This window comes from Ruegeria sp. HKCCA5763, from assembly GCF_013034545.1.
Lineage (GTDB): Bacteria > Pseudomonadota > Alphaproteobacteria > Rhodobacterales > Rhodobacteraceae > Ruegeria.
Map to the genome: position 1 here is coordinate 22,934 of NZ_WQGF01000012.1, position 25,739 is coordinate 48,672.

A 25,739-nucleotide genomic window follows, 5' to 3' on the forward strand; every position below is an offset into this window, starting at 1 on the left:
TGAATGGACGCTCAGACGCAGACACAGATCGAAAGACGAGACCCGGCCACAGTTATGCGGCTGTCGCGGTTGGGTTCTTTGCATCAGTGTCGACTGAGTTTCATGCGGCAATTGACCCGCCGGATGGCACGGGAAAACTGGTCGTTCACACGGCCTCTCTTCGACATTGACGCCAATGGTGTTGGTCGGGCGGTCTATACCGCTCAAGGGCCGGATCGGACATATTCGCTGGTGGCCTTTGCTCATGACTTGCCGCCGGAGCAACGCTCGGATCGTGTGATTGCCGAAGCGTGGGATGCCACCTTTGCTTTGTTCGACGGCATCCCGACCGAGGCCGACATCGACCGCCTTTCCCAAAACGTACCCCTGCAAGAGGCCGGGCGGGTGAGCGAGAGCGAGCTGTCCTTGTCTCGTGCCAATCGCTCGGTCCGCCTTTGGGACCATGTTGTGAAATCCTTGGCCGCAGGCCAGCAGCCGGATGTAGAGCAGATCTATCAGGTTGGGTACCTGATGCGGACAACTGCTGTATATGGCTCGGGCAAATTTGGCGCGGCGGATCGGGAAAAAGTTGCCGACCGGCCCGAGACGCAGGCCCCGTTTCAGGTCGAGATGCTATCGGTCTTTCTGACCCGGGCGTTTGTGCGGGATCTGGTGCAACACATGGCGAACGTCCAAGGCGGCGATCAGGCTGCAACTTTGGACCCAGAAATTTCCCGCTGGCTGGGGATTGGTAACTCTACCGGGCTTGGCATGGCGCCGTTTATCGTCAACCACCCTGTTCTGTTCAACAACTGGATCATGGTACGGGAAGAAGCGATTGCGCGGGTTCGGTCTGTGGACGTGGCCAGCGAAGCCGAGATCGCACGGTTCCGCGATGTTTTCGAACGCAGCCGACTGTCGGTTTCGTGGTGGCGGTCTGAACATCCGATACAGGTCAAAAAGCTCGAGGCATTGAAGGCTGACCTGTTGTTGATCTCCGAGTATCTGCGCCAAGATAATTTGACCGCAGATCGACCGTGGAATCGACTGGTGGACTGGTCAGAAACCGCGTTGAGCGAGGAAGGTCAGGAGTTGCTGGCGTCGCTGATCCTGGAGCCTTATAGCGATTTGGTGGACGGGCTGGCCTCGTGCATGGCAGACACCCGTTCGCAGGCGTTTGTAATTGATGGAACCATGTCCATCGGGACAGTTCGTGATCTGATCCGGGAAACATATGCCTGGGCTTTGGATCTGGATTGGGACGTCCGCGAGAATTGCGCGCGGGCGTGGTATGTTTCTGAAGAAAAGCTGGAACCCCGCATGGGGGAACGGTTTGATGAACCGATTTCTGACTATGAACAACCTCTGGCTCCGGCGCGGGATGCAGCGGCTGTCTATGACGCGCTGGGCGGGTGGGAAGACACCAAGCCCGTGGCCGAATTTCTGTTGCGTCACCCGGAACATCGCCACACCATCCGGCGCGTACAAATGACCCCATCCGCACCCTATGGTGAAATCCGGGATAACACGATTGGGTCAAAGGTGCTGCCTATCGACATGCTGCGGGCAAAGCTGTCTTTCTTTGGAGCAACCCATTTTGACCCCCGTTCGGATCGATGGGTGCGAATCTGCATGTATTCCGGTGCGCCGTACCCGGAGGAGCTGACTTCTGAAAACGCGGATCTTTGGGTCTACCCGCAGGAACCAACATGAATTTTTCGCTCAACGAGATGGAAGCAACCGCAAAACGGGCCACCCGTGGCGCGGGCTATTCCTGGGGCCAGGCCGAGGAGGCGTCGAAGGCGGCCCGCTGGCTGTGCGCGCAGGGGCTGGATGGGGCCGGGATTTTGTCCTCGTTGTTGGAGCAGGGGCTGGCTTCGGACCCGGCGACGCATCGCCCTGGGCAGATTGATCGTCTCTGGCAGGGCGAAGAGGCGTTGTGCCCCTTGTCTGCGGGGCCTTTGTTGTCTGATGCGGCCCACTTGCTGAAAACGAGTCCAATCGAGATGCGGAACGTCGCAGTGCCCGCCTTGATGCTGCCGTTTGCGCGCCACGCCGCGCGTAAATTGAACGAAGCGCTGACGATTGAGATCGACACGGTTCAGAATGTCGTGGGCGAGGATTGGCTCATGGCCCCGGACAGTTTGCCAAAAACGGCCCACACGGTCGTGGTTTCCCGAGGCGGTGCACCGACCGCAACACGTGAACAAGAGACACGCGCCTATCCTGACCCGCAGGATTGGGACATGCTGAACCGCTATGCCCACCGCACCTATGCCCCCGCAACCGAGGAATCCCGCCTGCTGGGTGCAGGGTCCGGGCTTTCTGACAATGATTGAAGAGACGCCAAAGTGACCGATACACAAACCCTGACCCTTGCTGAGATCGAAGACCTGTCTTTCCGTGCGCTCGTTGCGGCTGGCACATCCGAAGAAAATGCCCGCCCGCTGGCGCAGGCCACAGCGGCAACCGAAGCCGATGGCGTTGCAAGTCACGGGCTCGCCTATATCCCGATCTATTGCGAGCATGTGCAATGCGGCAAGGTCGATGGTTTAGCGGTTCCCGTTCTATCACGCCCCAAACCCGGTGTTGTGGCGGTTGACGCCGCAACCGGCTTTGCGCATTCGGCCATTGACACAGGGTTCGAGACCCTGATCCCGGCGGCCCGAGAACAGGGCGTCGCGGTGCTGGCCATAAAAAACAGCTATAACTGTGGCGTTTTGGGCTACCACACTTATCGTTTGGCCCAGGCCGGGCTGGTGGGACTGGGGTTCACCAACGCCCCCGCTTCGATCGCGCCTTCCGGTGGGTCGAAGCCTGTGGTTGGAACCAATCCGTTTTCCATTGCCGCGCCCGGCCCCGATGGCGAACCCGCCCTGCTGATCGATCAGAGCGCCAGTACCATAGCCAAAAGCGAAGTGATGAAACATGCGCGCGAAGGCAAACCAATCCCGGTTGGGTGGGCGTTGGATGCGGATGGCAACCCAACAACCGATCCTGAAGTTGGTCTGAAGGGCTCTATGGCACCGTCAGGTGGATATAAAGGCGTCGGCGTCGCGCTCATGGTAGAGCTCATGGCCGCAGCGCTGACGGGGGCCAGTTTGGGCATCAACGCGTCCCCGTTTTCCGGAACTGTGGGCGGCCCTCCGAAGACAGGTCAATTCTTCATCGCGATTGATCCCACGATAACGGCGTCGGGTGTGTTTGAGACCGGTGTTGCCGAACTGGTCGGGGCGATCCGTGCGCAGGAGGCTGCGCATCTGCCCGGAGACGGCCGCCGTACCAAGCGCCTGTCATCTCGGCAGTCGGGGGTCGCGGTCAGTCGCGCGACGCTCGACAAGATCGCGGGTTTTCTGTGATGCGCGTTTGAACAGGTTTCAGACTGCCACAGATGAAATAATGGGTCGATTTCGTACCAGAGGTGGACCCGCAAGGCTGAGCGCCCGGGGCGAAGCAGTCACGTAACAGGACCACTCGTTGAACGCATTACCCCGGGCTGCAAGGAGCCCGACCATGGTCGGGCTGTAGCAATAGAGTCAAAGGCACTCGGCCAAGGATTTCGCAAGGTTGCGAATGACGTTAGGATAAAGATCCGCGCCTGGCTGAAGATCGGATCCAAGGGGGTCCATCACGCTGGTTTTGGCCTCGACGCCACCCATAACGCTTTCAACGATCCCCGGATCGAACTGGGGTTCTGCCAAAACGCAGTCGATACTTTCATCGCGGATACGTCCTTGAACTTCCGCAATGCGTGCTGGGCTGGGGTCGGACGCATCGCTGAGTGAGATTGCGCCAGAGGCGGGGAAGTCGAAGGCGTCTTCAAAATACTGATAGGCGTCGTGGAACACGATGAAGCTGCCGCCCCGTACAGGGTCCAGCGTTTCGGCCACTTCAGCAGACAGTGCAGCCATTTCCTCGCGCGCGGCGGCGGCGTTGGCAAAATAGGTGCCAGCATTTTCAGGGTCCGCCGCAGACAGCTGCGCCGCGATCACATTCAGCCAGGTTTCTGCGTTTGCCGGTGAAAGCCAGGCATGTGGATCATGGTCACCATGGTCGTGCCCTTCGTGGCCATGGTCGTCGTGATCATCATGGTCATCCTTGGCGTGATCTTCGTGGTCGTGCTCGTCATGCCCATCGTGGTCCGCATGTTCTTCGTGATCATGGTCGTCATCTTTGGCATGATCGTCATGATCGTGCTCGTCATGTCCGTCATGATCCTCATGATCGTGCCCATCTTCTTTGGCGTGATCGTCATGGTCGTGATCGTCGTGATCCTTGTCTTCGGCGTGGTCGTCGTGGTCATCTTCGTCGCCGTGATCATGCGCTTCGAACAAAGCGTTTTCGCGGAATTCAAGAAGAACGGTACCGTCGGCCTCCAGCATGGATGTAACGGTTGCGCCTTCAGCCAGCGTATCGATCGCATTCTCCATCCATGGCGTCAGATCTTCGCCCATCCAGAACACCAGATCGGCCTCTTGCAGCGCTGCGGCCTCGGAAGGGCGGAGGTTGTATTCATGCGGCGAAGCACCTGGTGCAACGATCAGGTCCGGGGTTCCGACACCGTCCATGACGCGGGCGACCAGCGAATGGATTGGTGCAATATCAACCGCAACGTATGGCGCGTCCGCAAGGGCTGTTCCACCCATCAATGCAGCCGTGATCGACAATGGAAGAAGCTTTCTGGACATCAGACCCTCTGTGTGATTTTATAACGTTGCGAGTGGCAATACATGATATGAAATAACATGACAAGTGATGCGCGCCCTGCGCCGGTCAAGGACTCGGCTCCGGTAGGGTTTCTGGAACATGACCATCAAACCTGCGTCGAAACAGCCTTGGCCTCGGTCGAAGCTCGATGCAGCACCGAAGGGCTGCGTCTTACACCAGTGCGCCGCAAGGTGCTTGAGATGCTGCTGCAAGAACACCGTGCGCTTGGGGCTTACGCAATTCTGGATCGGTTGCGCGCCGAAGGATTTGGTTCGCAGCCGCCCGTTGCCTATCGCGCGTTGGATTTTCTGGTGCAGAACGGATTTGTCCACAAGATCGAGCGGTTGAATGCGTTTGTGGCGTGCTCGCATCCGGGGCAGTCGCATTCTCCGGCGTTCATGATCTGTAGAAAGTGTGATGCAGTGGCCGAAGCGCAATCAGCCCCCGCCAAGGGTGTTCTGGGTGCTGCAGCGCGCGCAGCGGGTTTCGAGATCGAACGAACGGTTGTAGAAGCCGAAGGTCTCTGCCCTGACTGCACCGAAAAGGCGTAAAGATGGCCCTTATCACTGTTGAGAACCTCAGCGTGCGCTATGGCGCGCATACCGTGCTGAGTCGTGTGGACATGGCCGTCGAACCGGGTGAAATCGTCACCATCGTTGGTCCCAACGGATCGGGAAAAACCAGCTTGCTGCGTGCCATTATCGGTGCGACGCGTCCGTCTTCTGGGCAAGTGTCCCTGAAGCCAGGGTTGAAAATCGGATATGTGCCGCAGAAATTGCATGTCGACCCGACATTGCCCATTTCCGTTGAACGGTTCATGCGCCTGACCGACCGCGTGTCTCGCACGCAATGCGGTTTGGCGCTCGAAACTGCGGGCGTGCCGGATCTTTTGCACCGCCAGATGTCGCAGTTGTCCGGTGGACAGTTCCAAAGGGTGCTGCTGGCGCGGGCGTTGATCAACCGTCCGGACATTCTGTTGCTGGACGAGGCGACCCAGGGTCTGGACCAACGCGGGTCAGCCAGCTTCTATCAGCAGATTGAGGCGGTGCGCCGTGAAACCGGATGTGCCATCCTGATGATCAGCCATGAATTGCACGTGGTCATGAGCGCCTCGGACAGGGTGATATGCCTCAACGGGCATGTCTGTTGCGAAGGCTCTCCGGCGGTTGTTGCGTCGGCGCCGGAATACCGTGCGTTGTTTGGTACAGGCACCGGTGGGGCGTTGGCGCTGTATCGCCATGAGCATGACCACCATCACGATCATGAACATGATCATGACCACCCCCCTAAAGAAGCGGCGGAATAATGCTTGATGATTTTATGACCCGCGCGACGCTCGCCGGTGTTGGTGTGGCATTTGCAGCGGCCCCTCTTGGGTGTTTCGTCGTGTGGCGGCGCATGGCGTATTTCGGAGATGCAACCGCACATGCCGCAATTCTGGGTGTGGCGCTGTCTCTGACCTTTCAAATGTCAATCTTCACTGGTGCGCTGGCCGTGGCACTGATGATGGCGCTGACCGTGACCCTTTTGGCTGGTCGTGGCTATGCGATGGATACGCTTTTGGGAGTCCTGGCGCATTCTGCCCTGGCGTTTGGCTTGGTCGCCGTTTCATTCCTGTCCGGTGTACGCATTGATCTTATGGCTTACCTGTTCGGGGATATTCTGGCCGTATCGCGCTCGGACCTCATCGTGATCTGGGGCGGTGCGGCGTTGGTTGTCGCGCTAATCACCTGGCGCTGGTCGCAGCTGTTGACGGCCACTCTGAACGAAGAACTGGCTTATGCCAGTGGCTTTGATCCTAAGCGAGAGCAGTTGATCCTGACACTGTCCCTAGCTGTCACCGTGGCGGTGGCGATCAAGGTTGTGGGCGTTCTGCTGATTGCGGCCATGCTGATCATTCCGGCCGCAGCGTCCCGCAACTTGGCGCGTTCACCCGAGTCCATGGCCCTGATTGCCGCCGGGATCGGCGCGTTTTCAGCCGTTGCTGGGCTGAGAGCAGCTTACGTTTTCGACACCCCGGCGGGGCCATCGATTGTCTGTGTGGCGGCAGTTTTGTTTGCCTGCCTCAGCATCCTTGGATGGAAATCCCAAGGCAGGGTGTAAAGACGCTCGGCCTTAGGCGTTTGTGAACATGTCCTTGTACTGATCACGCAGGATGTTTTTCTGAACTTTGCCCATGGTGTTGCGGGGCAGTTCGTCCATCAGGATCAGTTCGCGGGGATGCTTAAACCGGGCCAGGCTTTTGCACACTGAGGTCTGTATCTGATCCAAATCGGGGCTCGCACCGGGCTCGGCCACGATCACGCCCAGGACGGTTTCGCCGAAGTCCGGGTGCGGCACACCGATCACCGCGCTTTCCAGCACACCGGGTTGGTCGTCCAAAACCAGTTCGATCTCTTTGGGGTAAATGTTGTACCCGCCCGAGATGATCAGGTCTTTGTTGCGGCCAACGATGTGAACGTATCCGTCCTCATCAACACGGCCCAGATCACCGGTGATAAAGAATCCATCTGAGCGCAGTTCCGCAGCGGTCTTCTCGGGCATCTGCCAATAGCCCTTGAAGACGTTGGGGCCGCGTACCTCTAGGACACCGATTTCTCCTTGCGGAAGGGTGTTGCCATCGGTGTCGCAGACCTTGAGCTCGACCCCGGGCAACGGGAAGCCAACGGTTCCTGCGCGCCGTTCGCCGTCATAGGGGTTTGACGTGTTCATATTGGTTTCGGTCATGCCATAGCGTTCCAGGATACGGTGGCCGGTACGATCCTCGAACTGCACATGGGTGTCTGCCAGCAAAGGCGCCGAGCCGGACACGAACAACCGCATATGGGCCGACAGGTCCTTGGTGAAACGCGTGTCTCCCAGCAGGCGGGTGTAGAAAGTTGGAACGCCCATCATCGACGTGGCGCGCGGCATCCAGTCGATGATCTGGTCCAGATCGAATTTGGGCAGCCAGATCATGCTGCCACCTACCGCCAACATGACGTTGGTCGCCACAAACAGCCCATGTGTGTGAAAGATCGGTAAGGCGTGCAGCAGCACGTCGTCAGAAGTAAAGCGCCACTCGTCAACCAATGTCTGTGCGTTGGATAGCAAGTTGTTCTGGGACAGCATCGCGCCTTTGGATCGACCGGTGGTGCCAGAGGTATAGAGGAAGGCGGCCAAATCCTCTTCGTCCCGGTCAACGGTTTCGAAATGCGCGGGCAGCCCTGCTGTCTGATCTAAAAGAGAACCCGAGCCATCGGCGTTCAGGGTTTCGATCTGTGCGTCAAGTCGGGCTGCAATAGGCGAAAGGTTGTCTAGGGCGCCGCTGTCACAAACAACTAGCGACGCACCGCTGTTTTCGATGAAATAGGTCAGCTCGTCCGCAGTATAGGCGGTGTTGAGCGGCAGAAACACAAGGCCCGCTTGCGCGCAGGCCGCAAAAAGCGCCAGCGCCTCGGGTGATTTTTCAATCTGTGCGGCGACACGATCACCGGGTTTCAGGCCCAGCTTAACGGTCACATGGGCGATCTGAGCCGCGGTGTGCAAAAACGCTTGATAGCTGAGGGTTTTACCATCAGGCAAATACAAAAAAGTTGTGTCTTTTCCTGCGTGAACGCCGAACAAACCATCGTAAAGTGGGTTGGCCATCAGGGGTACCTTTCTTGCATGCCGCGTCGCGTGTCAGATGCCATGCGGAATAGCCTAAGTGCCAATGCTTGTCATCATCACTCAGTGTGGCCAAAGCACAGGGTAGAGCGAGGCAATAAGCAGCGCGGCCATCGTCCAGTTGAAAGCAACCAGCCTGCGCGGATTTGTCAGCAGGCGTGCCATCTGCTGACCAAGGACCGTCCAGGTGCTGACCGAGGGCAGATTGACCGCGCCAAAGACAAGGGCCACCAGCAGGATCGCGTGCAACGTCTGATTGGGGGCGTATGCAGTCGTGGCCGTCAGGGCCATGGCCCAGGCCTTGGGGTTCACCCATTGAAAGGCGGCAGCTTGCAGAAATGTCATCGGGATGCCCGACGCCTCTGATCCCTTGGCTGGCGCGGCATGGGCAATCTTCCACGCCAGATACAGAAGATAGACGACTGAAACGATCTTCAACGCGGTGTGGCTGATAGGGTATCTGTCGAACACCTGCACCAACCCTGCACCAACCAGCAGCACCATGACCGTGAACCCCAGGCCAATGCCCAGCATATGCGGGATCGAGCGTCGAAAACCGAAGTTCGCGCCAGATGCCATCAGCATCAGATTGTTGGGTCCCGGCGTGATCGAGGTCACAAAGGCAAAGACGATCAGGGCCATAAGGATGTCATAGGTCATAGCGCGTAGTATTGATCGTGCTCATGAAAATGAAATTGCTTATTTGTGCGTGTTTCCGGTAATTACACAACTTATGATGAAGAATGATCAAATTAACCGCCAGATATTGCGTGAACTAACGCGCGACGGGCGCATCAGCAACCTGGAACTGGCGGAACGGATCGGCCTGTCTCCCTCGGCTTGCTTGCGTCGTGTTCAAGAGCTTGAAAAGGCTGGGGTGATCACCGGCTATCGCGCCGTTCTGGACCCTGCCGCCATGGGTGTGGGCTTTGTTGCTTACATCGGTGTTGGCTTGGGTGAACACACAAAAGCCGCGCAGGAGGGGTTTGAACGCGCCTTGCAACAAGCCCCCGAGGTTGTCGAATGCCACAACATCACTGGCACTATCGAATACCTACTTCGGGTCGAATGCGCCGACCTGCCGTCCTACAAGACTTTTCATACCGAGGTGTTGGGAACGCTGCCCCATGTTACGTCGATCACGTCGTATGTGGTTATGGGATCACCCAAGGATTTGAGGGCATAACCCTTGAAATTGTGAAGTTTCACTCTCTTGCAGGGTAAAAATTCACAGCCTAGTGTCATGGTAATGACGTTGCCAGGGGATAGGCCCAGCCAAAACGGCGCGCAAACAGGGAGATTACGATGAAACTCGTTCGAACAGTGGCGACCGCAGTAGCCATGTCGCTTGTTGCCGGGGCTGCTTTGACTGCCCCGCTGAAACTGCAACCTGCCAGCCCGCAACCTGCTCCGAAAGCGGGGCTGAATGTGAAATACTATGGTACTGGCAACCAACACAAAAAGATCCGCGATCTGAGCCAGGCCAAAAGCTTGCTGTCTCAGGCGAAGCCGGGAAAACCGTTGCGTGGGTTGGATTACCGGGACACCAGCAAGGGCGAGGACGTCATGACCTTCGACCAAGCCTACAATGTTGCCGCCGAGGTGACGGGGTATATGCGGTTCGACTCGCCTGGGGTTTACGAGTTGGAAACTTGGTCAAATGACGGGATCGAGGCTTGGGTTGGCGGCCAACAGATTGGCCGTGTTACAAGCATTCAGGGCTGTGAAGCCAATCAACGCACCGAAGTAGAAGTACCCAAAGCGGGCTGGTATCCATTAAAGATCGTCTATTTCCAAAAACTGGGAACATCGTGCCTGATGATGAAGTCAGGAAAGAAGGGTGAACGCTTCACATGGACACCGAACGAGGTTTTTGGTCGTTGAAATAACACAAAAAGGGCGCTCGATTGAGCGCCCTTTTTTGACTTAACTGCCTGCCGCAATCAGTTCGGCCTGCGCCACAATGACTTCCGCCTGCTTGATTGAGGCGATGTCGACCAAGCGCCCCTTATAGACAGTCGCGCCTTCGCCATTTGCCTTGGCCTGTTCCATCGCGGCAAGAATTTCGCGGGCCTCGGAAACGGCTTCGTCAGATGGGGTGAAGACCTGATTGGCCAATGCGATCTGCTTGGGATGGATCGCCCATTTCCCAACCATACCCAAAGTCGCTGAACGTTTAGCCTGCGCGATATAGCCTTCGTCATCGCTGAAATCGCCGAAAGGCCCATCCACCGGCAACACGCCATGGGTGCGGCAGGCGGCCACGATGGCAGCTTGCGCCCAGTGCCATGGATCAGACCAGTGTTTCTCGCCTTCACGCAGCATGTAGTAGTTTTCTTGCGTGCCGCCGATGCCGGTGGTCTGCATTCCCATCGAGGCTGCGAAATCGGCGGCCCCAAGGCTCATGGCCTGCAGGCGGGGGGATGAGGCTGCAATTTCTTCAACATGCGCGATACCAGCAGAAGACTCGATGATAACCTCGAAGCTGATTTGTTTGGTACGGCCCTTGGCACGCTCGATCGCTGTGACCAGCGCATCGACCGCATAGACATCCGCCGCACATCCGACTTTGGGGATCATGATCTGATCCAGACGGTCGCCTGCCTGCTCCAACACGTCGACAACGTCACGGTACCAGTAGGGCGTGTCCAGCCCGTTGATCCGGACGGACATGTATTTGGTACCCCAGTCGACTGTGTTCAGCGCCTCAATGACGTTGGCGCGTGCCGCATCCTTGTCCGAAGGCGCAACCGAGTCCTCTAGATCCAGGTTGATCACATCCGCAGCCGACGCTGCCATCTTAGGGAACAGTTTGGTGTTCGACCCGGGGCCAAACAGCTGACAACGGTTGGGGCGTGCCGGTGCGGCAGGTTGGATGCGAAAGCTCATCGAGACCTCGTGCGAGTAATGAAATTGCGATTTTCCTGCTCAATGAGGTATTAAATTGCGCGGCGTGGCGCAAGGGCGATTATGCATCTGCGGCAATGCGGCTGCAGAATGGAGGTATTGGATAACTGCGAAAAGGTGATTAAAGTTTAATCATTTTGAAAACTTCGAATATTTTTGCGCATCAAAGTAAACTTGTGCAAGAATATCGCGCCTTAGTCGTATCAAGCGGATCAAAACGCGAAACGCTCGTTTTGCCGTTTCTCTAGCTTAAGCCGGAATCAAAGGAGTGACCGCAATGATCGAGACACCGTACCTGCTGTTTTTGGGCGATGCGCCCGACCAATTGGCGGCCAAAGTGGCTGTGGGCATCAAGGACTGGCGTCCAGAAAACGCCGTCGGCCAGTATCGCATGGACGGCTGCAAGGCTGATCTGGGCCTGACAGATATGACCTTGACCGAGGCGAAAGAAGCCGGCGCCAAGACGCTGGTTATTGGCGTGGCCAACCGTGGCGGCGTTATCAGCCAAGAATGGAAGAAGGTTCTGGTTATGGCGCTTGAGGAAGGATTTGACCTTGCCTCTGGCCTGCACAATCTGTTGCGCGACGAACCCGATCTGGTGGCCGTAGCCGAAGCAACTGGTCAAAAGCTGCACGACGTGCGTGTGCCCGAAATCGAATACCCGATTGCCAACGGGATCAAGCGTAAGGGTAAGCGTTGCCTGGCTGTGGGTACCGACTGTTCTGTCGGCAAGATGTACACAGCCATGGCGATCGATGCTGAAATGCGCAAGCGCGGTATGAAGTCGACATTCCGGGCGACCGGTCAGACTGGCATCCTGATCACCGGCGATGGTGTGCCGCTTGACGCGGTCATTGCGGACTTCATGGCGGGCTCAATCGAGTGGCTGACGCCCGACAATGATGAGGACCACTGGGACCTGATCGAAGGGCAGGGCTCTTTGTTCCACGTGTCCTATTCCGGTGTGACAATGGCGTTGATCCATGGTGGCCAGCCAGACGCCCTGATCCTGAGTCACGAACCGACCCGCGAACACATGCGCGGTCTGCCCACCTATCAGCAACCGTCACTGGAAACCCTGCGCGACACCGCGCTGGCACTGGCCAAAGTGGCGAACCCTGATTGTCAGGTTGTCGGCGTTTCGGTTAACACCCAGCATATGTCCGAAGAAGACGCGGTTGCCTATCTGGCCAAGATCGAAGCCGACATGGGCTTGCCTGCAACCGACCCGTTCCGCTTCGGGTCCGGCAAGCTGGTGGACGCGCTGGCAGCGATGTGAGCTGAACAACATGCCGGAGGTGGGGTCATCCGCCTCCGGTAAGAGCATTAGAAAAGAAATGAAGGAGCGGTTGCGTGCAGATAGAGGTCTCTCGCGATGTGTTTCGACTGGCGCAGGTGTTTACCATTTCGCGCGGGTCGCGGACCGAAGCAAAAGTTCTGACGGTTCGCATATCAGATGGAACCTATCAGGGTTGGGGCGAATGTGTCCCCTATGCGCGCTACGACGAAACGCTCGAGTCTGTTGAGGCCGAGATTGCAGGGTTGCCTGCGGAATTTACCCGACAGTCGCTGATGGACTTGCTGCCCGCTGGCGCTGCGCGAAATGCCGTGGATTGCGCCTTGTGGGATTTGGAGTGCAAACGCGCCGGTAAACGGGTTTGGGAACTGGCAGGTCTGCCGGTTCCGGGGCCTGAGATTACCGCCTACACGTTGTCGCTGGATACGCCCGAAGCGATGCGGGCACAGGCTGCCGATAACGCGCATCGCCCGTTGCTGAAGATCAAACTGGGTACACCTGACGACATGCCCCGGCTTGAAGCCGTGCGTGCAGGGACGCCTAAATCCAAGATCATCGTAGATGCGAACGAAGGCTGGTCGGCTGAGGTTTATGCCGACCTCGCCCCGCATCTGGTGCGTCTGGGAGTGGCACTGGTTGAACAGCCCCTGCCGGCCGGAGACGACGATGCGCTGATCGGAATGGATCGTCCGGTACCGGTCTGTGCAGACGAATCCTGCCATGACCGCAACAGCCTGCCTAAGCTGAAGGGCAAATATGATGTCATCAACATCAAGCTCGACAAAACCGGCGGTCTGACCGAGGCGCTGGAATTGCGCAAAGCCGCGATTGCCCAAGGCTATGACATCATGGTGGGTTGCATGGTCGGAAGCTCGCTTGCCATGGCTCCTGCGACACTGCTGGCGCAGGGTGCGATGGTGACAGACCTTGACGGCCCGCTTCTGTTGGCCGAAGACCGCGACACCCCGCTGATTTTTGACGACGCCGGAGTGCACCCTTCGGTGTCCGCGCTCTGGGGCTGAGGAGACAAACATGACCCGAACCGTTTACGTAAATGGCGAATACCTGCCCGAGACCGAAGCCAAGGTGTCGATCTTTGACCGTGGCTTTCTGTTTGCAGACGCGGTTTACGAAGTCACCAGCATTTTGGACGGCAAGCTGATCGATTTCGAAGGCCACGCGGTTCGCCTGAAGCGCTCGCTGGACGAGTTGGAGATGGCCGAGCCTTGCACCAAAGACGAATTGCTTGAGATACACCGCAAGCTGGTGGAATTAAATGGCATCGAAGAAGGCCTGGTGTATCTGCAGGTGTCGCGCGGCAGCGATGGCGACCGTGATTTTGTGTTCCCATCGGCAGATACCAATCCCAGCCTTGTTCTGTTTACACAGAACAAGCCGGGTTTGGCTGACAGCCCGGCGTCGAAGAAAGGCGCCAAAATCATCTCGATCGACGACATTCGCTGGGGCCGTCGCGATATCAAAACCGTTCAGCTGCTCTATCCGTCGATGGGCAAGATGATGGCCAAGAAAGCGGGTTGTGATGATGCCTGGTTGATCGAAGACGGATACGTGACGGAAGGCACCAGCAACAACGCCTATTTCGTCAAGAGCGGCAAGATTGTCACCCGCCCGCTGTCGAACGACATCCTGCATGGGATAACACGTAAGGCTGTGCTGCGCATGGCGGCCGAAGCGCAAATGGAAATCGAAGAGCGTCTGTTCACCATTGATGAGGCCAAAGAAGCGGATGAGGCGTTCACAACCTCGGCCAGCGCCTTTGTCATGCCGGTGGTCGAGATTGACGGAGTCGTGCTAGGCGACGGCACACCGGGGCCGATTGCCAAACGTCTGCGCGAAATTTATCTGGATGAAAGTCGCAAGGCGGCGATCTAAAGAAAAGGCCCGCCGATTTGGCGGGCCTTGTTCATTTTGGACTTAGCCTTTTTTGGTTACATTCTCTTCAAACGCGACCTTGAAGGCTGCCTGTTTTTCGGGGCTGGCATCGGTCTGATAGTTGGCTTTCCATTCATCCATGGTCATGCCGTAAAACACTTCGCGGGCTTCATCCTTGCCCATCTCGATGCCTTTTTCATTGGCGGCTTCCTGATACCAGCGCGACAGGCAATTGCGGCAGAATCCGGCCAGATTCATCATGTCGATATTCTGAACGTCGGTGCGGTCTTCCATCAGGTGTTTTTGCAACCGACGAAACGCGGCGGCCTGAAGTTCGATTTCGGTTTGCTTGTCCATAAGGCTGCTCCGGGTGGTTTGGTGTGCTGTGCTTGACCTAACAATCCAGCAGACTTGTTACAATAAGCGGGCTGCCCCACCTACATCAGTTTCAAAGCCAACCATGGCACAATGCAAAAGATAAGGGTCAGGATCTTATAGTTGGCAAGATACCTGAAATACGCACGTTTCACGTCTGGGTGCTCCATCTGAAACAGCTTGCCGTGAATGCCCGCAATCCAATCCTGCAGCATCAGGACCATGACAGTGGTGAACAGAAGAACCGCGATATTGAGGGCGGCCATCCAGCCGAAGAACGTTGTCAGAAACTCATGTGTCACGACGATCCCCTTTCGTTCATTATATGGGGATCAGACTGTGCGCTCACAATAGCGTGAAGTGCGGATCGCAGGTGCACGACCTGCGTCTTCAAAGGTCGCTGGACTCCAGCGCGTCCTGCAAGACAACCGCCAACCGTTCGGCCCATTCTCGCTGCCCCTCGTGGTCGCCGATCAGGTCATTTCGCAGCTCGATCAAAGCGTTGGGGCGGCCAAAAGCGGTGCAGTGCTTGTCAATCGCATCTCCGGGCAGCACACCGGTATAGGGTTCATTGACGCCGACACACAGATCATCTTCGGCCTGAAGCCGCTCGATCAGGGGGCGTGAAAAACGTTCGTCTGGGGTGTGCAAGACGCCGATGTGCCAGGGACGTGGCTCACGCCCGCGCAGTTGGCGGGTGAAGGAGTGCATCGAGACAATCACCGCGTGGGGCAGGGCGGCCATCTGCGCCAGCGCATCATGATAAGGGCGATAGCACATGTTCAGGCGTCTTTCGCGCTCGGATGCATCCGCGTGGCGGTTGCCGGGGATGATCGAACCGTCATAGAGCTTCATCAACAGGGTCGGGTCGTCCTCGCCACGGTTGGGGTCAATGACAAGGCGCGAGAAATTGGCGGCAACCACTGGTGCATCCAAAATCTCACCCAGATGTTTGGACACTTCGTATGCTCCAACATCATAAGCAATGTGACGTTCCATATCTTCACGTGGCAAACCAAGGTCGCCGCCGTTTATTTCGGGGGGGACGGTATTGGTTGCGTGATCACATGTAATCAACCAGCGCGACGGGCGATCCGCGCCGTGAACAAAAAATGGGGTGTACGTCATGAGCCTGTCATCTAGTTTGTCGCAGGTGTAGGGCAGTTGCTTTGAAAAGGGAATTGGGCAATAAGCACTCAGCCAATGTTTGCGGTAACATTTTGCTGCACCCTAATCTGCAAGTAAGACGACGTAAGGAGATCAAGACCAATGCGACGCCTGAGAAATGTAAAAATCGTGGCGACGCTGGGACCGGCGTCTAGTGACTACGATACTATTCGCGCCTTGCATGAGGCCGGGGCCGATGTGTTTCGACTGAACATGAGTCACGGCAGCCATGATGAGATCCGCGAGCGGCACAAGATTATTCGGCAGGTCGAAAAGGATCTGGACAGCCCGATTGCCATTCTGGCTGACCTTCAGGGGCCAAAGCTGCGCGTTGGCGTCTTTGCAAACGAGGCGGAAGAGTTGGAGGAAGGCGCGGCCTTCCGCCTTGATCTTGATCCCGCCGCCGGAGACATAAACAGAGTATGCCTGCCGCACCCCGAGATTTTTGCGGCGCTTGAGCCGGGTGCGCGCCTGTTGGTGAATGATGGCAAGATCCGCCTGACGGTTCAGGACTGCGGTCAGGATTTCGCCAACTGCACGGTCGAAGTTGGCGGCACCATCTCAAACCGAAAGGGCGTGAATGTCCCGGATGTTGTGCTGCCGCTGGCAGCGTTGTCGGCCAAGGACCGGGACGATCTGGAGTTTGTCTGTCAGCTGGGTGTCGACTGGCTGGCGCTGAGCTTCGTACAGCGTGCCAAGGATGTGTTCGAGGCCCGGTCTCTGGCTGACGGTCGTGCTGCGATCCTGTCAAAGATTGAAAAGCCCGCTGCGGTTGAGGCGTTTGACGATATTCTCGATGCGTCAGATGGGATCATGGTGGCGCGGGGTGATCTCGGCGTGGAGCTGCCGGTCTCTGCTGTGCCGCCGATCCAGAAACGGCTGGTCCGCAGGTGCCGTGGCGCGGCCAAACCGGTGATCGTGGCGACCCAGATGTTGGAAAGCATGATCGAAAGCCCGATGCCAACCCGCGCCGAGGTATCGGATGTGGCGACGGCGATCTATGAAGGCACGGACGCCATCATGCTTAGCGCGGAATCGGCGGCGGGGGCCTATCCGGTCGAAGCCGTGCAAACCATGAACAAGGTCGCTATCGAGGTCGAGGCAGACCCGACTTACACCCAGATTATCGCGGCATCCCGGACGGCCAAGGGCAGCACCGTGGCCGATGGTATCGTCGCTGCCGCGCGCGAGATTGCGGAAAAGACCGACATCAAGGCCATCTGCTGTTTCACCCAAAGCGGCACAACAGCCTCGCTGACGGCGCGTGAACGTCCGGGCGTGCCGATCATCGCCATGACCTCGCAACGGGGAACCGCCCGGCGGTTGTGTCTGAGCTGGGGCTGCAACTGTGTGATGACACCTGAACTGCAACGGTTTAAGGGCGCTGTGGTGAACGCAGCCCGCGCTGCGCGGGCCGGTGGATTTGCATCCGAGGCGGATCAGATTGTGGTCACGGCGGGTGTGCCGTTTAATGTTCCCGGCACCACCAACATTCTACGAGTCGCCCCCTGTGACGAACGCCTGATTTACAGCACCGATCCCGAGTAGTTCGGGCCCAAGTCGACATCAGAACTAAGGAAACGGCTGCTGTTTAAGCTGCCGTTTTCCTGTTGTGCGACGGGTGAAAAACTTGATTTATAAGCGAAATTTGACCGGTATGGGCGAATTTGGCACAATGGTCTTCATTCGTGGGTAGAATTTCCTGATAAATGACCTAGGGGCAGTCTCAGCCAAAGTTCCAAGTTCCGGCTGCCCTGCCGGGGGCACGGGCCCCGGACCAAACAACAAAAAAGGAGGAACAAGATGACAACAAAGATTGTCATAGGACTCGACGGGACAGAGACCGGTGAGCGCGCGATTGCCTTTGCCACGGACCTGGCAAAGCTGATCGGATCATGTGAATTGCTGGTCGCATATGTGATTGAATGGTCCCCTTATACATTCCAGACACCGGAAGAAAACGCACAGCGCCACAAGCGGCGTGAGGAAGAGGTCGAGTTGGCGACGTCACGTATTGTGACGCCCGCCGTTGACGCCCTCAAGGCAGCTGGTTTCGCGGCGCAGGGCGTTGTGCGCCATGGCGATGTGGCGGAAACGTTGAACGCCATCACCGTTGAAAACGAAGCCTCTCAGATTGTTGTGGGCCGGGCTTCAGCGGACGGCATCAAGAAACGTATCTTCGGCAGTTCAACACAGAACCTTGTGATGCATGCCGATGTTCCGGTTACAGTTGTAAATTGAGGTGGGCAGAAGAATGAAAACGCTACAACACCTGTACCTTGCGGCGCTTGCCGCCTTCATGGCCACTGCAGCTTCGGCGCAAGAGGCGCCGGGCCTGGATGATAAGATCAATCAAGCCTTTGCAGATGCAACCGGGCCCTTTGTCAGCTTTATTTTTGCACCCTTCCCGGGAACCGGTTTTCCGTGGATCGTCGGCTGGCTGGTGATCGCGGCCACTGTCTTTACGCTTTATTTTGCGTTTGTGCAGTTCCGCTTCTTTGGACACTCGATCAGCCTTGTCAAAGGCGACTATTCCGATCCAAATGACGCCGGTGAGGTTAGCCACTTTCAAGCTCTGGCCACGGCGCTGTCCGGAACGGTTGGCCTTGGTAATATTGCCGGTGTGGCGGTTGCCATCGGAATCGGCGGGCCGGGAGCGACGTTCTGGATGATTGTCGCGGGCCTGTTGGGCATGGCGTCGAAATTCACCGAATGTACGCTGGGCGTGAAATACCGCAACGAATACGAGGACGGCACCGTCTCGGGCGGTCCGATGTACTATATGTCCAAGGGCTTTGCTGAACTTGGGTTGCCCGGTGGTAAAATCCTCGCGGTTCTGTTCTCGATCTTCTGTATTCTTGGCGCGCTGGGCGGGGGCAATATGTTCCAGGCCAATCAGGCACATCAACAGATTGCAGGAATCGTGGGGGATTACCCCGGTTGGATCACTGGTCTGGTCTTTGCGGCCATCGTCTTTGCAGTAATCGTAGGTGGTCTGAAGTCGATCGCGCGTGTGACTGAGAAGGTCGTACCGTTCATGGGCGTGATGTATGTGCTGGCAGCGCTGGTCATCATCATCATGCACGCTGATCAGATCGGATGGGCCTTTGGCCAGATCTTTGCGGGCGCTTTCACCGGCCTTGGCGTTGCGGGCGGTATGGTCGGTGCGCTGATCCAGGGCTTCCGCCGTGCTGCGTTTTCGAACGAAGCGGGTGTGGGCTCGGCTGCCATCGCCCACTCGGCTGTTCGGACCAAGGAACCGATCACCGAAGGGTTCGTTTCACTGCTGGAGCCATTCATCGACACCGTTGTGATCTGTACCATGACGGCGCTGGTGATCATCATCACGCAGCAGCTCATCGTTGACCCGGCGACGGGCAACTACATGCTGAACGAGGCGGGTAACGCCATTGCCACCGTTGATGGCAACTCCGGCGTCAGCCTGACCTCCGCCGCCTTCGGTAGCGCGTTCAGCTGGTTCCCCTTCATCCTGGCGATTGCCGTGGTTCTGTTTGCCTTCTCGACCATGATCAGCTGGTCCTACTACGGCCTCAAAGCCTGGACTTACCTGTTCGGCGAAGGTCACACCAAAGAGCTGGTGTTCAAGATCATCTTCTGCATCTTCGTTGTCATCGGTGCGGCGGCCAATCTGGGCCCGGTCATCGACTTCTCGGATGCGGCGATCTTTGCGATGGCTGTGGTGAACGTCTTTGCGCTTTACTTCCTGATGAAAGTCGTGCGTCAGGAACTGGCGTCTTATGCTGAGCGGTTGAAAAGCGGAGAAATCCGCAAGTTCGAGCATTGATCCAATCCACCGGGGCGGCCAATGTCGCCCCGGTGCCAGACCAGCCGCGCACAAAGCGCAGATTCTGGTCGAATCCCCCTTGCCAGTATGACGGAACTTGCGTAAATGGCGCGTCTGATCGCGTGACCGGCCGAGATGGCATGCCGAGTCGCGTTTGAAACCGAACCCGAAAAAGGAGACGGAAATGCCTAAGATGAAGACCAAATCGAGCGCTAAAAAGCGCTTCAAGGTGACTGCGACCGGTAAGGTCATGGCAGGCCAGGCCGGTAAGCGGCACGGCATGATCAAGCGGACCAAGAAATTCATCCGCGACGCCCGTGGCACCACCACACTGTCCGCCCCCGACGCCAAGATCGTCAAGGGCTACATGCCCTACGACCGCTAAGAGGAGATTAAGAGATGTCCCGCGTTAAAGGTGGAACCGTAACTCACGCCCGTCACAAGAAGGTCATCAAGGCTGCCAAAGGTTACTATGGCCGCCGCAAGAGCACCTTCAAGGTTGCCCGTCAGGCCGTCGACAAGGCCAACCAGTACGCAACCCGCGACCGTAAGAACCGCAAGCGCAACTTCCGCGCGCTGTGGATCCAGCGTATCAACGCTGCTGTCCGTTCGCATGACGAAGCACTGACATATTCCCGCTTCATCAACGGCCTGAACCTGGCCGGTATCGAAGTGGACCGCAAAGTTCTGGCCGACCTGGCCGTGCACGAACCGGAAGCGTTCGGCGCGATCGTCGCCAAAGCTCAGGCCGCTCTGACCGCCTGATCCTCTGAAAAGAGACAGTGAAAGAAAAGCCGTCCCGGTTGGGGCGGCTTTTTTGCATCATGGGTCGAAAAGCTCCAAGCGCGCATTCGGTACGGTATGTTTCAATTTTCATTGGCGCCGACGCAAACCAGAGCCGAAACAGGCTTGGCAGGTCATGTTTTTCCACTAACGATTGCTTAGTCATTTCGTGGGAGGCGACTATGGGAGTAGACCAAAGGGTAAGAACTTGGGCGAACGCTTACAATCGGGACGGTTATGTAGGTGGTGTTCCGATCCTGACTGAAGTCGAAGCGCAAGAACACCGGGCCGGACTGGAATGGGCCGAGAGCCAACTGGGTGCGTCCATGCATTACAAGTCCAAAGCACACACAATCTTAACTTCGCCCTACAAGCTTGCTACGCACCCTCTGATGCTTGATCTCATCGAAGCGCTGATCGGGCCCGACATTCTTTTGTACAATGTTACCTATATCATCAAAGAACCTGGCTCGACCTCGCATGTCAGTTGGCATCAGGATCTGACTTATTGGGGCCTGAGTCATGACGACCAGGTATCCGCTTGGCTCGCCTTGTCGCCAGCGGACGAGGAAAGCGGTTGCATGCGAATGCTCCCGGGAAGTCATGCGAACGGTGTGATGAGCCATGAAACAACGGAAGACGACGATAACGTTCTTTTGCAGGGGCAGACTGTTCTTGGAGTTGATGAGAGCCAAGCCAAGCTTTGTCCGCTGCGTCCGGGCGAGGCGAGTTTTCACCATGGTTGGACGCTACATGCCTCGATGCCGAACAAAAGCAAGGATCGCCGAATTGGGCTGAATATCCAGTATCTTGCGGCGCATGTACGTCAGACCAAACATGATCTCGATACGGCAATGCTGGTACGCGGCGAAGACAATTTCGGCCATTTTGGCATCGACACTCCCGCTGAAAGCGATCTTGATCCTGTGGCGGTGCAGAGGCAAATCGAGCTGGAACAGCGTCATGTTGAAATAGCAGGAACAGCCTGAGGCATTGACGAACCGCTTTGGGCAAAATGCAAAGCAGAGAGTGGCCCAAACGCTGGCCGCTCTGACTGCCTGATCCTCTTTCGAGAGATTGCGAGTTCAAGGCCGTCCCGATTGGAGGGGCCTTTTTTGAACGTAGAGAATGTCGGCTTTGAGCCCTAACCTGCTAGTGCTGCGACTTACTTAAAGGTCTGCTTCCGTGAAACTTATCAGAATGGCGCGTTGATAGATTTATGTCCGCTGAGAATTGTCGTGGCGTATCGACAGCAAAAAATCTCTTTGACGACCAGCAGATTGATGACAGTTCAAGGGAACCCCGCGCGCATGTAGGCGATGATCTTCCAGATGTCTTCTTCACTCAGCACTTCCTTGAAGGCTGGCATGTCTGTTCCGAAGCGTTCGCCGCCCTCGGAAATTGTCCAAAGAAGATACTCGTCCCCCGACATAGGCATCTGAACGAACCATCGAAGGAGGGCGGGAGAGGGCACGAGCGAACGTCCGGCTTCACCGTCGCCCAAGCCCTCTGCTCCATGACAGCTTGCGCAGTTTTCCGTGTATAGCGTCCTGCCCTCCGAAACATTGCTGGGCGTTGCACGAATGGTGCTCCGAGCCCCGCGATAGGCTGCGGGCACACCCTCGTTCATGTATGTCCAGTGTCGCTGCATGCGTTGCTGCTGGCCCGGTCCCATGTTGCCATGTCCCCAGCCATCCATGCGTTCAGACCACATGTGGCCCGGTCCCATTGGCCCATGACCCCACCAGTCTCCTCGATGCTGTTGGGCAATGGCCACTCCGGCGATAGTGATAGACAAAACGCCTAAGGCAAGAATGCGTAATCGACTCCGTGTCATCTTCTCCTCCTTCGTACTGTTTCCGCTCGATGACTGTCGCCTCAGGCCGCTTCGTAACTCGTGAATACCTCGGTAGCGCCGTCCCGACGGAACAAAAACACATCGTAAGCCTCACGACGATCTTCCGGCCCCATCCCAGGCGAACCGAAAGGCATCCCAGGAACAGCAAGTCCAATGGCGCTAGGTCGCTCCTCCAACAGACGACGAATGTCGGCAACCGGTACGTGCCCCTCGATCATGTAGCCATCGATCTCGCCTGTATGGCAGGAGATCATTTTTTCGGGAATGCCGTTGTCCAATTTGTGGCGGACGAGCAGTGTTCCAAAGCTGCGCTCCTCGGTAACGCGAAAGCCTTCCTGCCGAAGGATATCGATCCAAGCACTGCAACAGCCGCAATTCGGATCCTTGAGAACATGGATGGAAGGTGTGTTTTGCGCAAACGTGGCAAATGGTGCTGTGCTGGCGAAGCCTGCGGCGTAAGTCAGTATTTGGCGGCGTTTCAGGTGCATAGTGAGAGTCCTCTTTACTTGCGACTCAATTGAGCAAATTTCGCATCATTCGTGATAGGTTGTCTTCATCCCCGGTAAGCATGCTGATGTTCTCCAACTTCCCGGCGCTCGGCGAGCGCTTGGCGCACGATCTGGAAAGCAGAAGAAAGAAACAGCGTTGCCATGATCGCTGCGACAATCAGATCTGGCCAACCGCTTGCCGTTCCCCAGACGCCCAAGGCCGCAAACATAACGGCCACATTGCCGATGGCATCGTTCCGCGAACAGAGCCAGACAGAGCGGACATTGGCATCGCCGTCTTTGTAGCTGACAAGCAACAACACACTGGCAAGGTTTGTAGCCAGTGCAAGAGCTCCGATTATGCCCATGATCTCAGCTTCAGGGACGCCGACATAGAAGACGCGGTATACGGTCGATCCGAATACCCAAAGGCCCATCAAAAGCAAGCTCACCCCTTTGGCCAAAGCTGCATTGGTGCGGGCGCGAACTGAGGCACCGATCACAGCGAGCGAGATACCATAGGTCAGTGCGTCGCCGAGGAAGTCGAGAGCATCAGCCTGAAGCGCCTGTGACTTTGCGTAGTGACCAGCGGTCATCTCGACTACGAACATCGTCGCGTTCAACGCAATGACGATCCATAGCCGCCTTTTGTAATCATCTGACACGCCATCGAACTTGGCGTCATGCCCACAACATCCTGACATTGGAAAGCCTTTTTGAATCTGTCTTGATCATAGTGTAGTGCCTCTAGTGACTAGAGGTTCAAGAGGTATTTTCATGTTTTCCATCGGAGAGCTTTCAAAGCGCACGAAAGTCAAAGTTCCGACCATCCGCTACTACGAAGAAATGGGGCTGCTGGCAGAGCCGGAACGTACAGCTGGCAACCAGAGGCGTTACACAAATGAGGGTCTGGAACGCCTGAGCTTCATCCGTCATGCGCGTGATCTTGGCTTCTCCATAGAAGCGATTTCTTCGCTGATCGAGTTGCAAAATCATCCGGACCGGTCATGCGAAGCCGCCACCAAGATTGCCGAAGGTCAGTTGTCCGAAGTGCGAGCGAAGATCAAAAGGCTAAAGGCGCTGGAGAATGAACTGAAGCGTATTGCTCAAGGATGCGACGGTCGTGGCGTAGTAGAAGACTGTTATGTCTTGGCTTCGCTTGCAGACCACGACCTGTGTGATCAAGATCACTGATCCCAAAAGCGGACATCAATTAAGTGATCATAATCGGCAGCTTCGTCCGCACTTCGACCATTCACAAAAAAACCGACACTCGATGTGCCGGTTTTTCTTTTTTTAATATTTGGTCAGCTTACCCGAAAACACGCCCCAACGCGCCGTCAACGGCGTCAGTGATCTGGTCGATGTCATCCGCCGTTGCGATCAGTGCGGGCGAGAAGCACAGCGTGTTGTTACGGCTGGGGATCGAGCGGTTGGTGGCACCGATGATCACGCCTTGCGCCATACAATCGGCGACAACGGCCTGAACCCGCTTTTCATCCATCGGGTCTTTGGTCGTACGGTCGGTGACCAGTTCGGCCCCCAGGAACAGGCCCTTGCCGCGCACGTCGCCGATAACCTTGTGCTTTTCCATCAGCGCTTGCAGGTTGTCGAACATGCGGTTGCCCATGTCGGTGCAGTTGCCCAACAGGTTCTCGTCTTCGATGATGCGCATATTCTCAATCGCCGCTGCCGGACCGGCGGTGCAACCGCCAAAGGTCGAGATATCGCGGAAATAGCCCATCGGGTCCGACGCGTCGTCTTTGAACATGTCAAAGACTTCCTCGGTCGTGACCATCACAGCAATAGCGGCATAGCCCGATGCAACGCCCTTGGCCATGGTTACGAAGTCAGGCTTGATGCCATACTGCTGGTACCCGAACCATGTCCCAGTCCGGCCTACGCCGCAAACAACTTCGTCGATATGCAGCAGCACGTCGTACTTTTTGCAGATCTCCTGCACGCGCTGCCAATACCCTTCAGGCGCTTCGATCACACCACCACCGGCGGTAACGGGCTCAAGGCACAGGGCGCCAACGGTGTCAGGGCCTTCGCGCAGGATGACTTCTTCGATCTGGTCTGCTGCCCATTCGCCGAAGTTTTCGACGGGTGCACCGTCGAGTTCATGCTTGCGATATTCCATGCAGTGCGGCACGCGTACAAAATCAGGTGCGAAGGGACCGTATTGCGCGGTACGCTCGTCCTGACCACCCGCCGACATGGTCGCCAGCGTCGAGCCGTGATAGTCGCGGTCGCGATACAGGATCTTGGTTTTCTTGCCGCCGTATTTCTTGTGCGCGATCTGGCGCACCATCTTGAACGCCTTCTCGTTCGCTTCGGATCCCGAGTTGGTGTAGTAGACGCGGCTCATGCCGGGCATCTTTTCGATCAGCTTTTCCGCAAAGATGGAGCCGGGGATCGAACCTGCGGTATTGGCGAAATAGCACAGTTTCATCAACTGGTCATAGACTGCCTTACAGATTGATTCGCGGCCATAGCCGACGTTCACAGTCCAGACGCCACCCGAAACAGCATCCAGGTGTTCCTTGCCCTTCTGATCCCAGACGCGCATACCTTTGCCTTCGACAATGATACGCGGGTCATTGGTTTCAAAGGGTTTATGCTGCAGCAGGTGGTGCCAGATATGGGCGCGGTCGGCTTCGACCACGCGGGAAAGATCGTTTTCGTTGAACGTGCCGTCCATGACAAGTCCTTTCACTGAGATGCGCTTCTGGGGTCGATGGTCAAGCGAGACCCCTGCATGTGTTTAAGATGCTCCAAATCACCGCGAAAGGCCCTTTGTAAGTAGGGCCAGATAACACCATCCCGTAT

General features: G+C 56.9%; 29 protein-coding genes. 18 read left to right on the top strand and 11 right to left on the bottom strand.

Annotated features, from left to right (window positions below):
- Positions 1 to 3: 3 nt before the first annotated feature.
- The 3 genes from GOV89_RS18220 to GOV89_RS18230 are packed head-to-tail and all read left to right on the top strand — an operon-like array spanning position 4 to position 3,338.
- Positions 4 to 1,692, top strand: a complete 1,689-nt coding sequence (locus GOV89_RS18220; RefSeq protein WP_171180962.1) for a hypothetical protein — start codon at positions 4 to 6, stop codon at positions 1,690 to 1,692.
- Positions 1,689 to 2,318, top strand: a complete 630-nt coding sequence (locus GOV89_RS18225; protein WP_171180960.1) for a DUF3726 domain-containing protein — start codon at positions 1,689 to 1,691, stop codon at positions 2,316 to 2,318. Before GOV89_RS18220 ends, GOV89_RS18225 begins: the two co-directional genes overlap by 4 nt.
- A 12-nt stretch (positions 2,319 to 2,330) precedes the next feature.
- The gene (locus GOV89_RS18230; protein WP_171180958.1) at positions 2,331 to 3,338 is read left to right on the top strand and encodes an Ldh family oxidoreductase; all 1,008 of its coding nucleotides are present in this window, start codon (positions 2,331 to 2,333) and stop codon (positions 3,336 to 3,338) included.
- A gap of 177 nt (positions 3,339 to 3,515) precedes the next feature.
- On the opposite strand, the gene GOV89_RS18235 is transcribed toward GOV89_RS18230, so the two are convergent.
- Complete coding sequence (locus GOV89_RS18235) at positions 3,516 to 4,667, bottom strand: zinc ABC transporter substrate-binding protein (protein WP_171238784.1); 1,152 nt, start codon at positions 4,665 to 4,667, stop codon at positions 3,516 to 3,518.
- 57 nt (positions 4,668 to 4,724) lie between these two features.
- On the opposite strand from GOV89_RS18235, the gene GOV89_RS18240 reads away from it, so the two are divergent.
- From GOV89_RS18240 to GOV89_RS18250, 3 genes are read left to right on the top strand one after another with little or no spacing between them, the layout of a single operon-like run.
- Positions 4,725 to 5,237, top strand: a complete 513-nt coding sequence (locus GOV89_RS18240; RefSeq protein ID WP_171180948.1) for a Fur family transcriptional regulator — start codon at positions 4,725 to 4,727, stop codon at positions 5,235 to 5,237.
- A 2-nt stretch (positions 5,238 to 5,239) separates the two neighbouring features.
- Positions 5,240 to 5,992, top strand: a complete 753-nt coding sequence (locus GOV89_RS18245; RefSeq protein WP_171180946.1) for a metal ABC transporter ATP-binding protein — start codon at positions 5,240 to 5,242, stop codon at positions 5,990 to 5,992.
- Positions 5,992 to 6,789: an iron chelate uptake ABC transporter family permease subunit gene (locus tag GOV89_RS18250; protein WP_171180944.1), complete on the top strand. Its 798-nt coding sequence runs from the start codon at positions 5,992 to 5,994 to the stop codon at positions 6,787 to 6,789. The genes GOV89_RS18245 and GOV89_RS18250 overlap by 1 nt, the downstream gene beginning before the upstream one ends.
- A gap of 12 nt (positions 6,790 to 6,801) precedes the next feature.
- Here the strand turns inward: GOV89_RS18250 and GOV89_RS18255 are convergent, their stop codons facing one another.
- Positions 6,802 to 8,316, bottom strand: a complete 1,515-nt coding sequence (locus tag GOV89_RS18255; protein ID WP_171180942.1) for a malonyl-CoA synthase — start codon at positions 8,314 to 8,316, stop codon at positions 6,802 to 6,804.
- Positions 8,317 to 8,397: 81 nt separating this feature from the next.
- The gene (locus GOV89_RS18260) at positions 8,398 to 8,994 is read right to left on the bottom strand and encodes a LysE family translocator (protein WP_171180940.1); all 597 of its coding nucleotides are present in this window, start codon (positions 8,992 to 8,994) and stop codon (positions 8,398 to 8,400) included.
- A gap of 73 nt (positions 8,995 to 9,067) precedes the next feature.
- Between GOV89_RS18260 and GOV89_RS18265 the strand changes: the two genes are divergently transcribed.
- Both GOV89_RS18265 and GOV89_RS18270 read left to right on the top strand, forming a co-directional pair.
- Entirely contained in the window at positions 9,068 to 9,520 is a 453-nt protein-coding gene (locus GOV89_RS18265) for an Lrp/AsnC family transcriptional regulator (protein WP_171180938.1), read from the top strand.
- A 119-nt stretch (positions 9,521 to 9,639) separates the two neighbouring features.
- Entirely contained in the window at positions 9,640 to 10,218 is a 579-nt protein-coding gene (locus tag GOV89_RS18270) for a PA14 domain-containing protein (RefSeq protein WP_171180936.1), read from the top strand.
- Positions 10,219 to 10,260: 42 nt separating this feature from the next.
- On the opposite strand, the gene GOV89_RS18275 is transcribed toward GOV89_RS18270, so the two are convergent.
- Positions 10,261 to 11,223 (bottom strand): L-malyl-CoA/beta-methylmalyl-CoA lyase, encoded by a 963-nt coding sequence (locus GOV89_RS18275; RefSeq protein ID WP_171180934.1) that lies wholly within the window; start codon positions 11,221 to 11,223, stop codon positions 10,261 to 10,263.
- 295 nt (positions 11,224 to 11,518) lie between these two features.
- On the opposite strand from GOV89_RS18275, the gene dgcN reads away from it, so the two are divergent.
- From dgcN to GOV89_RS18290, 3 genes are all read left to right on the top strand, one after another.
- Positions 11,519 to 12,520 carry an N-acetyltransferase DgcN gene (gene dgcN / locus GOV89_RS18280; RefSeq protein ID WP_171180932.1) on the top strand — a complete coding sequence of 334 codons (1,002 nt, stop codon included), beginning with the start codon at positions 11,519 to 11,521 and terminating at the stop codon, positions 12,518 to 12,520.
- 74 nt (positions 12,521 to 12,594) lie between these two features.
- Positions 12,595 to 13,560, top strand: coding sequence for an N-acetyl-D-Glu racemase DgcA (gene dgcA, locus GOV89_RS18285; RefSeq protein ID WP_171238785.1), 966 nt, complete (start codon positions 12,595 to 12,597; stop codon positions 13,558 to 13,560).
- Between the two features lie 10 nt (positions 13,561 to 13,570).
- On the top strand, positions 13,571 to 14,431 hold the full coding sequence (locus GOV89_RS18290) for a D-amino-acid transaminase (protein WP_171180929.1): 861 nt from the start codon (positions 13,571 to 13,573) through the stop codon (positions 14,429 to 14,431).
- Positions 14,432 to 14,473: 42 nt separating this feature from the next.
- Here the strand turns inward: GOV89_RS18290 and GOV89_RS18295 are convergent, their stop codons facing one another.
- From GOV89_RS18295 to GOV89_RS18305, 3 genes are all read right to left on the bottom strand, one after another.
- Positions 14,474 to 14,788, bottom strand: coding sequence for a DUF1244 domain-containing protein (locus tag GOV89_RS18295; RefSeq protein ID WP_170469595.1), 315 nt, complete (start codon positions 14,786 to 14,788; stop codon positions 14,474 to 14,476).
- Between the two features lie 80 nt (positions 14,789 to 14,868).
- A complete protein-coding gene (locus tag GOV89_RS18300) occupies positions 14,869 to 15,108 on the bottom strand; it encodes a DUF6868 family protein (protein WP_171180927.1) in 240 nt (79 codons plus the stop codon).
- An 88-nt stretch (positions 15,109 to 15,196) separates the two neighbouring features.
- A complete protein-coding gene (locus GOV89_RS18305) occupies positions 15,197 to 15,934 on the bottom strand; it encodes an N-formylglutamate amidohydrolase (protein WP_171180925.1) in 738 nt (245 codons plus the stop codon).
- Positions 15,935 to 16,075: 141 nt separating this feature from the next.
- On the opposite strand from GOV89_RS18305, the gene pyk reads away from it, so the two are divergent.
- The 6 genes from pyk to GOV89_RS18335 all read left to right on the top strand — a co-directional run bounded on the left by pyk (position 16,076) and on the right by GOV89_RS18335 (position 21,550).
- A complete protein-coding gene (gene pyk / locus GOV89_RS18310) occupies positions 16,076 to 17,521 on the top strand; it encodes a pyruvate kinase (RefSeq protein ID WP_171180923.1) in 1,446 nt (481 codons plus the stop codon).
- Positions 17,522 to 17,776: 255 nt separating this feature from the next.
- Positions 17,777 to 18,214 (top strand): universal stress protein, encoded by a 438-nt coding sequence (locus GOV89_RS18315; protein ID WP_171180921.1) that lies wholly within the window; start codon positions 17,777 to 17,779, stop codon positions 18,212 to 18,214.
- Between the two features lie 13 nt (positions 18,215 to 18,227).
- Complete coding sequence (locus GOV89_RS18320; protein ID WP_171180919.1) at positions 18,228 to 19,778, top strand: sodium:alanine symporter family protein; 1,551 nt, start codon at positions 18,228 to 18,230, stop codon at positions 19,776 to 19,778.
- Between the two features lie 184 nt (positions 19,779 to 19,962).
- Complete coding sequence (gene rpmI, locus GOV89_RS18325; RefSeq protein WP_005981143.1) at positions 19,963 to 20,163, top strand: 50S ribosomal protein L35; 201 nt, start codon at positions 19,963 to 19,965, stop codon at positions 20,161 to 20,163.
- Between the two features lie 14 nt (positions 20,164 to 20,177).
- Complete coding sequence (rplT, locus tag GOV89_RS18330; RefSeq protein WP_152457001.1) at positions 20,178 to 20,543, top strand: 50S ribosomal protein L20; 366 nt, start codon at positions 20,178 to 20,180, stop codon at positions 20,541 to 20,543.
- Between the two features lie 200 nt (positions 20,544 to 20,743).
- Entirely contained in the window at positions 20,744 to 21,550 is an 807-nt protein-coding gene (locus GOV89_RS18335; RefSeq protein ID WP_171238786.1) for a phytanoyl-CoA dioxygenase family protein, read from the top strand.
- A gap of 302 nt (positions 21,551 to 21,852) precedes the next feature.
- Here GOV89_RS18335 and GOV89_RS18340 read toward each other — a convergent pair whose 3' ends face one another.
- The 3 genes from GOV89_RS18340 to GOV89_RS18350 form a co-directional block, all read right to left on the bottom strand.
- Positions 21,853 to 22,398 carry a cytochrome c gene (locus tag GOV89_RS18340; RefSeq protein WP_170650554.1) on the bottom strand — a complete coding sequence of 182 codons (546 nt, stop codon included), beginning with the start codon at positions 22,396 to 22,398 and terminating at the stop codon, positions 21,853 to 21,855.
- A gap of 41 nt (positions 22,399 to 22,439) precedes the next feature.
- The gene (locus GOV89_RS18345) at positions 22,440 to 22,907 is read right to left on the bottom strand and encodes a DUF411 domain-containing protein (RefSeq protein WP_170343049.1); all 468 of its coding nucleotides are present in this window, start codon (positions 22,905 to 22,907) and stop codon (positions 22,440 to 22,442) included.
- Between the two features lie 65 nt (positions 22,908 to 22,972).
- Positions 22,973 to 23,611, bottom strand: a complete 639-nt coding sequence (locus GOV89_RS18350) for a cation transporter (protein ID WP_170343051.1) — start codon at positions 23,609 to 23,611, stop codon at positions 22,973 to 22,975.
- 73 nt (positions 23,612 to 23,684) lie between these two features.
- On the opposite strand from GOV89_RS18350, the gene GOV89_RS18355 reads away from it, so the two are divergent.
- Positions 23,685 to 24,101: a helix-turn-helix domain-containing protein gene (locus GOV89_RS18355; RefSeq protein WP_170343053.1), complete on the top strand. Its 417-nt coding sequence runs from the start codon at positions 23,685 to 23,687 to the stop codon at positions 24,099 to 24,101.
- A 118-nt stretch (positions 24,102 to 24,219) separates the two neighbouring features.
- Here the strand turns inward: GOV89_RS18355 and GOV89_RS18360 are convergent, their stop codons facing one another.
- The gene (locus GOV89_RS18360) at positions 24,220 to 25,611 is read right to left on the bottom strand and encodes an aspartate aminotransferase family protein (RefSeq protein WP_171180983.1); all 1,392 of its coding nucleotides are present in this window, start codon (positions 25,609 to 25,611) and stop codon (positions 24,220 to 24,222) included.
- Positions 25,612 to 25,739: the final 128 nt, after the last annotated feature.